The 15,162-nt window shown below is 46.4% G+C and carries 11 protein-coding genes; all 11 read left to right on the top strand.

Annotated features, from left to right (window positions below; genetic code table 11):
- The first annotated feature begins 108 nt into the window (after positions 1–108).
- The 11 genes from KQJ23_RS06160 (at position 109) to KQJ23_RS06110 (ending at position 15,069) form a co-directional block, all read left to right on the top strand.
- Positions 109–867 carry a class I SAM-dependent methyltransferase gene (locus tag KQJ23_RS06160; RefSeq protein WP_216477816.1) on the top strand — a complete coding sequence of 253 codons (759 nt, stop codon included), beginning with the start codon at positions 109–111 and terminating at the stop codon, positions 865–867.
- Positions 868–982: 115 nt separating this feature from the next.
- Positions 983–1,738, top strand: coding sequence for an MBL fold metallo-hydrolase (locus KQJ23_RS06155; RefSeq protein ID WP_216477815.1), 756 nt, complete (start codon positions 983–985; stop codon positions 1,736–1,738).
- Positions 1,716–2,294: a TetR/AcrR family transcriptional regulator gene (locus KQJ23_RS06150; protein ID WP_216477813.1), complete on the top strand. Its 579-nt coding sequence runs from the start codon at positions 1,716–1,718 to the stop codon at positions 2,292–2,294. The genes KQJ23_RS06155 and KQJ23_RS06150 overlap by 23 nt, the downstream gene beginning before the upstream one ends.
- A 376-nt stretch (positions 2,295–2,670) precedes the next feature.
- Entirely contained in the window at positions 2,671–4,251 is a 1,581-nt protein-coding gene (locus KQJ23_RS06145; RefSeq protein ID WP_216477811.1) for a methyl-accepting chemotaxis protein, read from the top strand.
- Between the two features lie 81 nt (positions 4,252–4,332).
- A complete protein-coding gene (locus KQJ23_RS06140; RefSeq protein ID WP_216477810.1) occupies positions 4,333–5,043 on the top strand; it encodes a LytR/AlgR family response regulator transcription factor in 711 nt (236 codons plus the stop codon).
- Positions 5,040–6,356 carry an ATP-binding protein gene (locus tag KQJ23_RS06135; RefSeq protein WP_216477809.1) on the top strand — a complete coding sequence of 439 codons (1,317 nt, stop codon included), beginning with the start codon at positions 5,040–5,042 and terminating at the stop codon, positions 6,354–6,356. The genes KQJ23_RS06140 and KQJ23_RS06135 overlap by 4 nt, the downstream gene beginning before the upstream one ends.
- Positions 6,357–6,574: 218 nt before the next feature.
- Entirely contained in the window at positions 6,575–8,035 is a 1,461-nt protein-coding gene (locus KQJ23_RS06130) for a family 43 glycosylhydrolase (RefSeq protein ID WP_216477808.1), read from the top strand.
- A gap of 228 nt (positions 8,036–8,263) precedes the next feature.
- A complete protein-coding gene (locus KQJ23_RS06125; RefSeq protein WP_216477807.1) occupies positions 8,264–10,690 on the top strand; it encodes a beta-glucosidase family protein in 2,427 nt (808 codons plus the stop codon).
- A 12-nt stretch (positions 10,691–10,702) separates the two neighbouring features.
- On the top strand, positions 10,703–11,308 hold the full coding sequence (locus KQJ23_RS06120; RefSeq protein ID WP_216477806.1) for a GtrA family protein: 606 nt from the start codon (positions 10,703–10,705) through the stop codon (positions 11,306–11,308).
- Positions 11,309–11,411: 103 nt separating this feature from the next.
- On the top strand, positions 11,412–12,014 hold the full coding sequence (locus tag KQJ23_RS06115; protein WP_216477805.1) for a hypothetical protein: 603 nt from the start codon (positions 11,412–11,414) through the stop codon (positions 12,012–12,014).
- A 25-nt stretch (positions 12,015–12,039) separates the two neighbouring features.
- A complete protein-coding gene (locus KQJ23_RS06110; protein ID WP_216477804.1) occupies positions 12,040–15,069 on the top strand; it encodes a glycoside hydrolase family 3 N-terminal domain-containing protein in 3,030 nt (1,009 codons plus the stop codon).
- The last annotated feature ends 93 nt before the right edge of the window (positions 15,070–15,162 follow it).

Below are 15,162 nucleotides of genomic sequence, written 5' to 3'. Positions count from 1 at the left end.
CTATAATCTTTTGATGAGAATCATTCTCATAGCTTATTTTCATTATATCAGCTTCTATAGATCATTCAATGCATGAAGCGGACCAAGGTCATGGGAAGGAGAGCAAGGATGAAAAAAGAAGAGGTAGGCCATAATTTTCTTGCCAAGCTGGGAAAGAAAAGACTGCGTCCGGGAGGTGCTGTCGCTACGGAATGGTTAATCCAGCAAGCCAAGTTGAGCAAGGATTCCCGAGTGCTTGAGGTGGCGTGCAATATGTGTACGACCTCGATCCAGCTGGCGAAGGAATATCAGTGCTCCATTATCGGCGTGGATATGGATTCCAAAGCGTTGGAGAAGGCCCGGAAAAATATTAACAAAGCAGGTGTTGAGAGCTATATCGAAGTGCGTCAGGCCAATGCGATGAAGCTGCCGTTCGAGGATGAGAGCTTTGATGTGGTCATTAACGAAGCTATGCTGACGATGCTCAATCAGGCAGCCAAGGAAAAAGCGGTTGCGGAGTATTTCAGAGTGCTGAAGCCGGGCGGAGTTCTGCTGACTCATGATATTACGTTCTACAAAGAGGACATGACAAGCTTGCTGGAGGAGCTTCGCCATACCATCCATGTGAATGTATCGCCAATGCCGATTCCTCAGTGGGAATCGCTGTTGTATTCTCGGGGCTTTGCGAGAGCGGAGAATACAAGCGGTCCGATGTCCTTAATGAGTATCAAAGGGATGATCCGGGACGAAGGGCTGATTGGAACGCTTCGGATTGCGAAGAACGGACTTAAGAAAGAGAACCGGGAGCAATTCAAGAAGATGTACAGCTTTTTTAACACCGCGGGAAAGGATCTTTATTATGTAGCCTTTTGCAGCAAAAAAGCCTAAGCAGCACACGGGAAGACAGCACAGGCGCCTCATTAAATATTGGGCTTGCAAAAACTAATGCTATTAGTTATTATAAAACTAATAGCATTAGTTTTTGGCGAAAGGAGAGCCCGATATGAGAGTGATACATGAAAAGACGGTATGGCAATTGACATGGATGCCGCGCATCTTTCCGGTGAATGCTTATTTGGTGGAGGAAGAGGATGGCCTGACTTTGATTGATGCGGCGCTACCTTATAGCGCGAAGGATATTCTGGAGGCGGCTGCGCGCATCGGCAAACCGGTTGTACGAATCGTGCTTACTCACGCGCACAGTGACCATATCGGCGCGGTGGATGCGCTGAAGCGGGCGCTGCCTGCTGCGAAGCTGCACATCTCCGCGCGTGACGCCCGGCTGCTCGCCGGGGACAGAAGCCTGGACGCGCATGAGCCGTCTACAGAGATTCGAGGCGGCGTGCCGAAGCCGGGCAAGATCGCCGCAGAGCCGGAAGTTTTGCTGCGGGACGGCGACCGGGTTGGCTCCCTGCTTACCATCGCGACACCGGGACACACACCGGGCTCGATGTCCTTTCTGGATACGCGCAACGATGCGCTGATCGCGGGAGACGCCATGCAGACCAGGGGCGGCGTAGCCGTGTCGGGGCAGATCAAGCCATGGTTCCCGTTCCCGGCCATGGCGACATGGAACAAGGAAGAGGCGCTTGCCAGCGCCCGCAAGCTGCAAGCGCTGAAACCGTCGCTGCTCGCGGTCGGGCACGGCCGTATGCTCAGCGATCCCTCGCAAGCCTTCGACCGCGCCATCGTTGAAGCGGAGCATGCGATCATAAAGCAAAGGAGTGCACAGCCTCATGTCCCCGAGAATCGGTCTTGATTTGCCTACCTTGCTTAACGCCGCCGCCGAGCTGGCCGATGCGGAGGGCTTCGAGGCGGTGACGCTGGCGACGCTTGCTCAGAAGCTGAAGATCCGTCCTCCCTCCCTGTACAACCATGTCGCCGGACTGCCCGAGCTGCGCCGCTTGCTTGCGCATCGCGGCCTGGAAGAGCTCGCCGTCCGGCTTGAGGGAGAGGTCGCCGGACTGTCCGACGATGACGCAGTCCGGGCATTCAGCCGTGCGTACCTCGGCTTCGCCCGTGCGCATCCCGGCTTATACCAAGCGCTGCAAGCGGCGCCGTCTCCCGGCGACGAGCTCTTGGAGCAAGCCGGGGAAAGAGTGCTGGAGCAAATTTACCGGACGATGGACGGTTACGGACTGGCCGGCGACAGCGCCGTTCATGCTGTGCGGACGATCCGCAGTCTGCTGCATGGGTTCGTAACGCTGGAACAGCAGGGCGGCTTCGGACTGCCGCTCGAGCTGGACGTTACCTTTCGGCTCATGGTGGATACTTTTCTGGCCGGCGTCAAAAATCCTGATTCCTTCAAATCATAAACGCTTTGGATAAACAGCAGATCAGCTATTTGACTGCTGTTTTTTTGTGCTCAGTGCTTCTTAAATCATAATGACAGTTTATGCAGTAATTTATACAGTTTGAGCAAGCAGCCCATTTTAGGAAATGCTTTATGCTACATTTTCTTAGTATGGGGTAAGAGCGCCTAAGTAAGAATGAATGCGCTTTTATACAAATAGAACGATCAGGGAGCGTTAGTGCATGCGGAAAACTATTTCTTTTCAGATCAAACTTGTGCTTTTTATCCTCACATTCCTATTTGTCTTAAACACCTTAATCAGCGGGATTACCAATTCTCAAGTGCAATTATCCGCCACTTTATTTTCAAATTCTTTTCTGGTTCTGGAGAATGAGCAGTTGAAATTAGCTAAAGATTTAGGCCGGATTGATTTGTCTGTTCAGGCAGCCTTTTGGGGCGACGAAAGTGCGAAGGAAGAAGGATCAGCAACGCAAAGGATTGTTGAGCAGGCAATAGCCAGCGCCAATGCGATAGCCGCTGTGACAGAGGAGTTCTCTAAAAAAGCAATGGACGACACGCTCCGAGCTTCATACCTGCCTTATCAGGATTCAATAGAAGCGTATTTAAGTCAGGCTGCTCTAATGCTGGATCAGGTTGCTCAAGGGGGCGGGGCATCAGCGAAAGAGAGCTACATCGAATTGGATCGTCTCGCAGGAGCCATGCAGGAAGCGGAAGCTCAATTTCAAGCCGTATTGGACAGTAGCATTGCTCATGAGAAAACACTCATTGATTCCAGAGTAACAAGGTCCTCCATGATCATTTATGCCATGGCCGTTCTTTTCTTAATTTCTGTTGTTGTTGCCTTTAGGTTCGTCTTGAAAGCGATCATTCGTCCAATTAACACAGCAAGTAAAAGTCTCGATCATATCATCCATAGTCTGGAGCATAATGAGGGGGATCTGACGGTTAGACTAGAGGATCATGCAGAGAATGAAATCGGGCGGATGGCTAAAGGAATGAATCGTTTTTTGGAGACATTGCAGAGTGCCATGCTTTCTATAAAGCTGGGTTCCAATCAAATTCATCAATCGGCTGAGAACATTAGCAACAATATTTTGGCTTCCACAGACGCTACAACAACCATATCGGCAGGTTTAAATGAAATGACAGCAAGCATGGAGGAAATTAGCAGCACCATTCAGGACATCGATCATGGAGCCCAGCTCATTCTGTCGGCAGCAAATCTTATTGCAGATGATGCCGGCGCCAATTATGATCAGGTTGCCCATATTCTCGATCGTGCCGAGCATATCCATTCACAGTCCAACCAAAGCAAGCTGCAGACGATAACTGTAGTGGAGGATATTGAGCAAGCGATGTCGACTGCGATATTGAATAGCCGGTCTGTGGAGAAAATTAACGAGCTCACCTCGAATATCCTGGATATTTCCACCCAAACGAATCTCTTGGCTCTAAATGCTTCTATTGAGGCGGCAAGAGTTGGAGAATCCGGAAAGGGCTTTGCCGTTGTAGCGGATGAAATCAGAAAACTGTCAGAAAATACGAAACATACCGCGAGCGATATCCAGACGATTAGCGCATTGGTGACAGATTCGGTGAAGGAGCTTGTTGATAACGCCAATATGATTATGTCTTATATCTCAGGCAGGGTACTGGATGACTACGCTAACTTTGTAGATACGGCTAATAATTATAAGGCTGATGTGGGGAACATCAATCTAATGCTATCGCGCTTTACGAGCCAATCAGAAGAATTAAGGAGCATCTCAACCAATATGGCCGAAGGCATCCGGGGAATCAGTCTGGCCGTAGAGGACGGGGTAAATGTAATGATTGATGCTAATGAAAGCACATCGAGCTTACTTGAATCTATGACCACCATCTCGGAGGAGGTTAGCTATAATCAGGAAATCGTAAATCGTCTACATGACCATGTAAATAAGTTTAAAAAGATATAGATCGTGCGTGTGGAAAGATGTGCTTTTGTTTGCTATAATCATGGTATTTTTGTTCCCTGATGAAGGGTAAGGAGGGGCAACATGATCCGGATTGCAATTGTTGAGGATGAGGCTCATTACAAAGAGCAACTCATAGGGTTTCTGAACCAGTTCGAGCAAGAGACTGGTGAAATTATGGAACTGGCGACCTACGAGGACGGCGATGAATTTGTTGAGGATTTCAAGGCCCAATTCGATATTATTCTGATGGATGTACAGATGCGCTTTATGGACGGCATGGCGGCAGCGGAGGAAATCAGAAAGATGGACTCCGAGGTGGTCATCATTTTTATTACCAATATGGCGCAGTACGCGATTAAGGGATACGCAGTTGACGCGCTTGATTACGTGCTGAAGCCGATCTCCTATTTTCAGTTCTCCCAGCGATTGAACCGGGCAATTGAACGGATGAAGCGTCGGGAAGAACATTATATTACGCTTAAGATCAAAGGCGGGGTCAAGCGGTTTCGCATTTCGGATATTTACTATATTGAGAGCCTGGGACACAAGCTGGTATTTGTAACGAAGACCGGTGAGATGGAGACCGTTGGCACGATGAAAGAACTGGAGGATGAACTTGCAGGGTATCCCTTCTTCCGGGGCAATAAAGGCTACTATATAAACCTGGAGCATGTGGAAGGGATGGATGATGTGTTTGCCATTGTCAAAGGAAAGCCCTTGCTGATCAGCCGCCCCAAACGCAAAGCGTTCATGGAGGCTTTATCCAACTATTGGGGAGAAGTGATCAAATGAATACCGTACTTCCGGATATCCCCCGTTTGTACACGGCTTTGGCAGAGTGGCTGGCCTGCATCGTGTACATCCTGCCCTTGAAGAAGCACCTAAAGCTTAGAGGATTACTGTTGTTCTCTGTTGTTTTTTTACTAATTCAATCTGTTTTTTTATTGTTAACGAAAGAGCTGCCGATTTACTTTTGGATCCCATGTATGATTACCGCTATTGCCATGATGTTCCTATTCATTTATGCAAGCTGTGACATCAGTGCGCAAGAGGCAGGGTATTTCAGTGTAAGGGCCTTTGTTGCCGCGGAATTTGTGGCTTCCCTGGAATGGCAGGTGCATGTATTTATCTGGCAAGGAGCAGCGGTACCGCTCTGGCAAGAAGCTCTGTTATTGATATTGATTTATGGTGGGTTCTTCCTGATTATTTGGCTGCTGGAGAGACAGCATATTCCAGAAGAAAGGAGACTGGTAATCCGTCAGCGTGAGCTTTGGTCGACCGTTTTTATCGGGGCTGCGGTATTTGGCATCAGTAATCTGAGCTTTGTTAACATGCAGACCCCGTTTAGTGGGCAATATGCACAAGAGATTCTGAATATACGGACATTAGTTGATTTAGGCGGCTTCGCCATTCTTTATGCCTATCACATTCAGCTTAATGATCTTCGCGTCAGACATGAGCTGAAGGCGGTACAGAATATTCTTCAGCATCAGTATTCCCAGTATCAGCAATCGAAGGAGAGCATCGAGCTGATCAACTTCAAATATCATGATTTGAAAAATCAGATTATTGCGGTGCGAGCAGAAGAGGATGCCGATAAACGGAATGCTTATCTTAAGAAGATGGAAGACGAAATCAAGCACTTCGAGGCTCAGAACAAGACCGGAAATCATGTGCTCGATACCCTGCTCGCCAGCAAGAATATGTATTGCATCAAGCATGGGATTACCCTGACCTGTGTAGCTGACGGCAGTCTGTTAAACGGTATTGATGTTATCGATATCTGCACGATATTCGGCAATGCGCTGGATAATGCTATTGAGTATGAACAGCGTATGGAGGAAGCGGAGAAACGATTAATTCATGTATCTGTCTTTGCGCAAAAAGGCTTTACGATGATCCGCTTTGAGAATTACTTCGAGGGAGAGCTGGAGTTGAACGGGGATTTACCCAAGACGACCAAACCGGACACATTCGATCATGGGTATGGGCTAAAGAGCATCCGATATGCCGTAGAGAAATACGGCGGCGTAGTCAATGTCAGCCAGCAGGACAACTGGTTTGAGCTGAAGGTATTAATTCCGTTGAAGCAAATAAATAACTAGCTTTGATACGCTTTAATGGACACGAGTCACGAGTCTATAGTTTGCCTATCACACTGTTGTAAATTAATTGCAGGGGAGCTCCGAAAAGTCGGTGAAAACTACTTTCGGGTATCCCCTTTTTAATTGTAGTTTAACATCGATAACCTTCTCATCAATATCAGATAGGATGGGGCAAGAGTTGAATAGAACTGAATGAACGCTATCGGGAGGACATGAACATGAATAAACAAGGGTTGAATCCCTTTTTGCCCAGCTATGAGTATGTGCCAGACGGGGAGCCATATGTATTTGGGGACAGGGTCTATATTTACGGGTCCCATGATCGCTTTAACGGACGTTATTTCTGTCTTAATGATTATATTTGTTGGTCGGCCCCCGTTGATAACCTGAAGGATTGGAAATATGAAGGAGTAATCTACCGAAAGAATCAAGACCCTAGCAATCGGCGCGGGTGGTATCACCTGTTTGCCCCGGATGTGACGGAAGGAACGGATGGGCGTTATTATCTGTACTATGCTTTTGACTTTCTAGGGATCATGTCGGTGGCGGTGAGCGAGTCTCCTGCCGGTCCGTATGCATTCTATGGACATATCCGTTATGCGGATGGGAGAGTATGGGGGGAGACAAGTGGAGATGTATTTGCTTTCGATCCGGGTGTATTGATGGATGATGATGGAAGAGTTTATTTATATACTGGATTTGCCCCCAAGAAAGCATTGCCATCCATCGTGACAGGATTTAAGAAGTTTTCCATGAAAGGCGGATATGTGCTTGAGCTGGAACCGGATATGCTGACGATCAAGTACGGACCGGAGTTGATTATTCCAAAGGTCGGACAGGCTGAAGGAACAGGCTTTGAAGGACATGAGTTTTTTGAAGCAAGTTCCATTCGAAGAATCGGTAAGCAATACTATTTTGTCTACTCTTCCGTCCATAACCATGAACTGTGCTATGCCATAAGCAACAGACCGACAGGGGATTTTCGGTATGGAGGCACTTTGGTAAGCAACGGAGACTTGTTCCTGAACGGTATTTACGAGGAGGAACATGCCCGGAATTATATCGGCAATAATCACGGTGGGATGGTGGAGATCAATGGTCAGTGGTATGTGTTCTACCATCGGCAGACGAATCGGCATTCTTATTCCCGGCAAGCCTGTGCCGAACCGATTACTATTGAAGAAGACGGCTCCATCAGACAAGTTGAAATGACGAGCTGTGGACTTAATGGCAAGCCGCTGTCTGGATACGGAAGGTATGAGACTTACATAGCCTGCAATCTTATGAAAGCGAGCGGTACTGCACGTGTGGATAAGCTCTTCAGCAGATGGGAATTGCGGAAGCATCCGTATTTCACACAGGAGGGCAAGGATCGGGAGCATTCACCCAATCAATATATCGCCAATTTTCGTTCCGGTTCCATCGCGGGCTTCAAGTACTTTGACATCCGGGGTGTGACCAAGATCGCCGTTGAGGTAAGGGGGAAGGCTGTAGGCCAGTTCATAGTCACCACTTCATTGAATGGGCAAGAACCTGCGGCCGTGATTGATGTTGTATCATCCAAGCAAAGGTCTTCCTTCACTGCGGATATTCGATTGGAAAATGGGAAGCAGGCTCTTTATTTCCATTTTCAAGGGAAGGGTGTACCGGACTTTATTGCCTTTGAATTAATCCTATAGGCTTTCATATAAGGGCATTCTCTACTTATGCTGAACAGTTTATGCAGAAATAAGCACAGTTTATGCGTCTTCTCCAAACACGAAAAAGAAGAGTGCTAGAATGACGGTAAGAAAACAGAAGGGGGAAGAAACAATGAAGAAAGCTTTGTATAAAGAGTAAGTGTAGAATAGGCAGAGACAAAATGAATGCGCTTTATTTTAAACTTAAGGATTAAGTGGAGAAGAGATATGAAATATAGAGATCTTATTGACAAAATGACACTGGAAGAGAAAGCCTCGCTGATGTCTGGCAAGGATTTCTGGCAAACACAGAATATCGAACGGTTAGGAATTCCAAGCATGTTCCTTGCGGATGGTCCGCATGGGATTCGCAAGCAAGCTGAAGCGGCAGATCATCTTGGGTTGAACCCAAGTCTTCCTGCTACCTGCTTCCCAACGGCTGCTACCGTTGCTAACAGCTGGAACGCGGAGCTGGGCGAGCAGATCGGACATCATCTGGGTCAGGAAGCGGCAGCGCAGAAGGTTCATGTCCTGCTCGGGCCAGGCATCAATATGAAGCGTGATCCGTTATGCGGCAGAAATTTTGAGTACTTCAGCGAGGATCCTTATCTGGCAGGAAAAATGTCCGCCAGCTATATTCGGGGAATTCAGGAGCACGGTGTATCCGCTTGTGTCAAGCATTTTGCTGCTAATAATCAGGAAGAACGCCGGATGTCGATTGACACGATTGTCGATGAACGAACACTACGGGAAATGTACTTGACAGCCTTTGAAATCGCCATCACGGAAGGCAAGCCGCAGACGGTCATGTCCTCCTACAACAAGCTGAACGGAACCTACACCAATGAAAATCTGCATTTGATGCAGGATATTCTGCGTAAGGAATGGGAGTTCGACGGGGTGGTCGTGACAGATTGGGGAGGCAGCAACGATCGTATTGCTGGCTTAGTCGCGGGAAATGAGCTTGAAATGCCGACAACTGCAGGTGAGACCAATGCTGAAATCGTTCAGGCTGTGAAGAGCGGCAAGCTGGATGAGGAAGTGCTTAATCAGTGCGTAGACCGTCTGTTGCAGCTTGTATTTACCACGGAGAAGGCATTAGCAGACAACGGCAAGGGCAAGACAGAGCTTCCGATCGAGCAGCATCATAGCGCAGCTCAGCAGGCTGCGGAAGAGTCGATTGTGCTCTTGAAAAATGAAGACGGCATTCTTCCGCTCCTATCCGCAAGGAAGGTTGCTGTGATCGGGGATTTTGCGAAGGAAGCTCGTTATCAAGGGGCAGGGTCATCGATTGTTAATCCGACCAAGCTGGATCAAACTCTGCAAATGCTGGAGCAGTTCGGCATCAACAGCATCGGCTATGAGCCGGGCTTCGAGCGCTATGGTAAGCGAAATCGCAGCAAGGTATCCCGGGCGTGTGCACTGGCCAAGCAGGCAGATATCGTACTGCTCTATATCGGATTAGATGAGGTGACAGAGGCAGAGGGGCTTGACCGGCAGGGCATACGTCTTCCCGACAATCAGGTTGCTTTGCTTGCAGCGCTTCACGAAGTCAATCAGAATATCGTCGCGGTACTATCCTGCGGGGCAGCTATTGAGATGCCTTGGATTCATCAAGTAAAGGGCCTGGTACATGGTTATCTCAGCGGTCAAGCAGGTGCGAAGGCGATTCTGCGAGTACTGACAGGACAGGTGAACCCTTCCGGCAAGTTGGCAGAAACCTACCCGCTCCGTTACGAGGATACACCGGCAGCAAGCCACTTTCCAGGTAAAGAGGTCAGTGTGGAATATCGGGAATCTTTATTTTTCGGCTATCGTTACTATGACAAGGCCCGGGTTGATGTGTTATACCCGTTCGGCTATGGATTAAGCTACTCCTCATTTGCTTATTCCGATCTGTTCGTCGATTCCGCGGGAGCAACGTTCACAATTACCAATAGCGGCTCCATGGATGGTATGGAGATTGCTCAGTTATATATAGGTTGCAATTCAGATAATATCTTCCGTCCCGACAAGGAATTGAAGGGCTTCAGCAAGCTGTTTCTGCGGGCCGGCGAGAGCAAAATGGTTCGTATACCATTCGATGATAAAGCCTTCCGCTACTTTAATATCAAGACGAATCGTTGGGAAGTGGAGGAAGCGGATTATGCCATCATGATCGGGGCATCCAGCATGGATATCCGACTGGCAGCAAATCTGCATGTTAACGGCAGCGGTGCGCCATTGCCGTATGAGCGTGCCAAGCTGCCGTCCTATTATTCGGGCAAGGCAAGCAACGTCACGCAAGCCGAATTTGAACAACTGCTGGGTCATCCGGTGCCTAAAGCAACCTGGGACCGCACACAACCGCTCGGGTATAATGATACGATTGCACAATGTCAATACGCTAAAGGTTGGGTTGCTCGATTTGCTTTTCATGCGATGACCTTTGCTCATTGGTTTTTGCGGAAAATCGGAAAGAGAAGCACAGCTAACCTGATCATGATGTCCGTTTATCATATGCCGTTTCGAGGGATTGCGAGAATGACCGGCGGCCTAGTAAATATGCCTATGGTGGATGGGATGTTGATGGTGGTTAACGGCAGCTTCTTTAAAGGGTTGCGCCATTTGTTGAAGGAACGAAAAAAGCTGATGCAGGCGGCGAAATCACAATAAGGAGAGCAGCTTATGAAACAACAATCAAGAGGATTAATCGGCTTCTGGAACCGATATTCGGAGAAGCACCCGAACATTGCGCAGTTTCTAATGTTTTTTCTGTTGAGTAACGGAGTCACGGTTTTGCAAATTGTCGTGATGCCACTGTTTAAGTCGCTGTTCGCAAAAACAGCACTTGTCGATACAAGCTTTCAAATTCTACAGCTGGGGAGCAACTTTGACGGTACTCCGTATTATGTATTCGATTATGCGGCAGGCGCATTGTCGGCTGGTGGAGGCGGCGGACTTGCCTACTTTATTGCCGTACAAATTGCAATTGGGATCGCGCAGATTATTAATTTCTTTCTGCAACGTAATATTACCTTCAAATCGAACAGTAACATTTGGCAAGCCGCTTTTTGGTATGTTATCGCTTATATCGTGATTTCAATCGGTGCAGCTGCCGCACAGGGCTTGTATAAAGCTCCGATTTACAATTTGCTGATGAATACATGGAGGATGGGCGGTGCCGGAGAGACAACGGCGGATGTTATTACTATGCTTATCAACAGCGCAATTTCTTTCTGGGTGTTTTTTCCAATCTTCAAGATCATTTTCAAAAAAGAACCAACAGAATGAATTTTCTCGTCTCGGTATAATAATGGTGGTGCTTAAGTAACATAGCAACAATTCTAACGTGTGCAATCTAATTTAAAATAAAAAAACAAGGGGATTTAAAACTATGAAAAAGAAAAATGTTTTGAAAAAAATTCTTTTGATGTCAATGGCTATAGCTTTATTCTCAATTTTAGTAGCTTGTGGCTCTGGAAGTAAAGTTGCTGGTACGTATAGTATGTCTATTGGAGCAGAAGAGTTAGCAGGAAATAGCTGGCATAACGGATTTGTTACGGGGACAGGATTGACGCAACAAAATACATTGAAGCTGGATGAAGAGGGCGGCTATGAATATACAAAGCTTGTAACAAAATTTGATGAAGCCGGAAATCCTGTGCAAGATGAAAAAGCACCTAAAATCACATATACATTTACTGGCGAGTATACGAGTGTGGGCAACACAGTAACGCTAACTCCTCCAACAGAAGTTGTCTTCGACGAACATTGGGGAACCATTGATGAAGGTGGTTATATCTCAAGTAGTAGCGGGAAGGCCTCTGCCGGAGATAAGGTCGTGCCAAAAGAGGAAGAAGCTCATGATCCAATGAGTGTATTCCCGACCCCTTTCTATCTGCAAAGCAGCAGTCATTCTGATAATGTAATTGTTACTGTAAATAAAGATGCTTCATCATTTGTATATGAAGAGGGCGTTAGCTCAGAGGATGAATAAATCTGACTGGGAGGTCAATTGACTAATGGGAAACAAAAGAAAAAGACATATTATCTTTACAGCATTCTTAACGATAGTCATGCTTGCAAGTACAGTTGCAGCAAATATGGTTGCTATTTATTGGGATAAACCTTTACAAGAATTTGTAGGTGTAATCGGTGAAGGCGTAAATGATGCCTCGAGCCAGGAAAACTTGTTTACAAGTGATTATCAGGATAAAGCTGAGATATTAAAAACTCAGGAGGAATTTGCCAAGCAAGTTGTAAGAGAAGGCGTAGTCATGCTTAAAAACGATACCGCCCTTCCTCTGACTGAAAAGTCCAAAGTTAGCTTGTTCGGTATTGCATCGGCAAGCGGCTCGGCAAGCGGCAGCGGATCCGGAGCGGTTTCTGGGGAAGCGAGTACAATATACAGCTCCTTGGTTAATGCCGGGTTTGAAGTAAATGAAACCTTGCATAGCTTCTATCAAAACTCTACTCATGAACATGGTAAAGGTACTGGCCCGGGGAATGGAGATGCTCAAGGGGATTGGAAGTTGGACGAGGTTCCTCAATCAGAATTTACTGCTGAGCTGAAAAACTCTTATAAGAACTACAATGATGCAGCGATCGTTGTGTTTTCGAGACAAGGCGGAGAAGGCGGAGACCTGCCTACCGAGATGTCCCGCTTCGGTGGTGCGGCGGATGAGCATTATCTGCAATTGTCCAAGGAAGAGAGAGAGTTGTTGGCTTCCATTGAACAATCTGGAGAATTCTCGAAGACCATTATATTAATAAATTCGGCGGGGGCTATGGAGCTCGGGTTTGTCGATCAGGCTGAGTATGGAGTTGATGCTGCTCTATGGTATGGAGGCACAGGAAAGAACGGTATTGAAGCCGTCGGAGAAATTTTGAAGGGAGAAGCCAACCCTTCTGGACGTCTGGTAGATACTTATGTATACGATAATTTCTCTGCTCCTTCAATGCAGAATTTCGGTGACTTCAGATATGTGAATGCGAATAATGAATTAGTAGGCAACGCTTATCTGAATTATGGTGAAGGAATTTATGTAGGCTACCGGTATTATGAAACCAGATATGAAGACAAGGTAATGGGGACGCCAAATACTGGAGATTATAACTATGGAGAAAGCGTCATTTATCCATTCGGCTATGGTTTGTCTTATAGCAGCTTTGAGTGGGGCGGGTATCAGCTTGCTGAAGACGGCGATAACTATACGGTAAATGTAACTGTGACGAACACTGGGGATCAGGCAGGGAAAGATGTTGTTCAGCTCTATGCTCAAACCCCTTATGTTCCTGGTGGAGTTGAAAAGGCATCGGTCAATCTGGTGAACTTTGCAAAGACAAAAGAACTGAATCCAGGAGAAAGTGAGACTCTCACAATTCAAGTGAACAAGGCAGACCTGGCTTCTTATGACTATCTTAATGAAAAGGGCTATATTTTAGATGCCGGGAGGTATTATTTAACAGCTGCTCAAAATGCTCATGCAGCAGTAAATAACATTTTGGCGCTGAAAGGCTATACCGTTGAAAATGGCATGACAGCAGACGGTAATGCCAGCCTTGCAGGCTCATTGGAAGTGAATGCATTGTCCAAAGTGGAATTTGAGAGAGAAGTGACAAATCAATTTGATACCGCTGCAGCTGCTGATTTTGAGTACCTCTCAAGAAGCAACTGGTCCAAAATGGATAATAGCGGGCTTACCTATGCAACAGGTGTTATGGAAGGTGTATCCAATGTAACAGATGCCAAGAAAACAGCGAAAACAATTCTGGCCAGTGAGGAATTGGTTAAAAATTTGCAAGCAGAGGGCTATGATTCCTCAGGTGCTCCTCCAATCAGTTCGCGGAATTATCCTGCAGCCTCTGCGTACAAATATGATCAAAAAACATCCTTTAATCTGGCTGATATGATTGGACTCGATTACAACGATCCCAAATGGGATGAAATTCTCGATGCGATGAAATTAAGTGATATGCACAAGCTGTTTAACAAGTCTGGGTACGGAACGATGGCTATTGAAAGCATTAATAAACCAAAAACTTACGAGTACGATGGACCAGCAGGTATCTCAAACATGATTACAGGAGAGGGTTCGTTCTCTTACCCTACAAGTCCAATGGTCGCTTCCACATGGAATATTGAATTGGCCAAGGAACAAGGAAGACTTGTCGGCGAAGATGCATTAAATACCAAAACAAGCGGCTGGTATGCACCTGCAATTAATATTCATAGAACGCCTTTCTCAGGAAGAAACTATGAATATTTCTCAGAAGATCCTGTGCTGACCGGACTTATTAGTACAAATGTCACGAAAGCGGTTCAAGCTAAAGGTGTGTATGTATATATTAAGCACTTTGCTTTAAATGATCAGGAAACGAATCGTGCTGCAAACGGCTCTGTAGCAACCTGGTCCAATGAACAAGCTATTCGTGAAATTTATCTAAAGCCATTCGAAATAAACGTTAAGCAGGGCGGAGCAAGAGGAATTATGATGGCGTTTAATCGAATTGGTTATACGCCAGCAACGACTCATTATAATCTGATCACGAATGTTACTCGCGGAGAGTGGGGATTTGTCGGGGTAATTATCTCGGATTATATGAGTAGTCAATCCGCTAATTACGCAGATCAATTTCTGGCGGCCGGAGGAGATATGTTCCTATCCACGGCAGGTATCCCTTTGAACGATGCTAAGCAAGATTGGGCACGTGCTGAATTGCGACGCTCTACTAAGAATACGCTCTTTAATATTGCTAACAGTTTGGCAATGAATGGTCTTGCTAATGGAGGAACATATAGTAGTGGTTTCCCTGTTTATAAGATTATTCTGATCGTTCTGGACGTCCTGGTTCTAGGGATCTTAGCTCTAATTGCCAGAAATATTTATCGTGTGGTCAAAGAAACCGATGAGTCTTTCGAGGCAAGAAGAAAATTAACCCAAAAGAGAAGGGTTATCATTTGGTGCGCAGTAGGAATCATCATTGTTATCTTAGCTGTTGCATTCTATGTGTTATTGTATCCAATTATTAAGGATGCTTTACTGATGTAGTTAGTGATCGATGTAAGAATATTTTTATTTGGCGGTGCTCCCTTTTTGGGAGTGCCGCTAGTTTTAAGTTTAGAACAAGTACAGCATAAGTAA

The sequence above is a fragment of the Paenibacillus brevis genome (assembly GCF_018919145.1).
In the GTDB taxonomy this organism is placed as follows: Bacteria; Bacillota; Bacilli; order Paenibacillales; family Paenibacillaceae; genus Fontibacillus; species Fontibacillus brevis.
The sequence above is the reverse complement of the archived record's forward strand: the minus strand, read 5'-3'. Positions and strand labels throughout refer to the sequence as shown.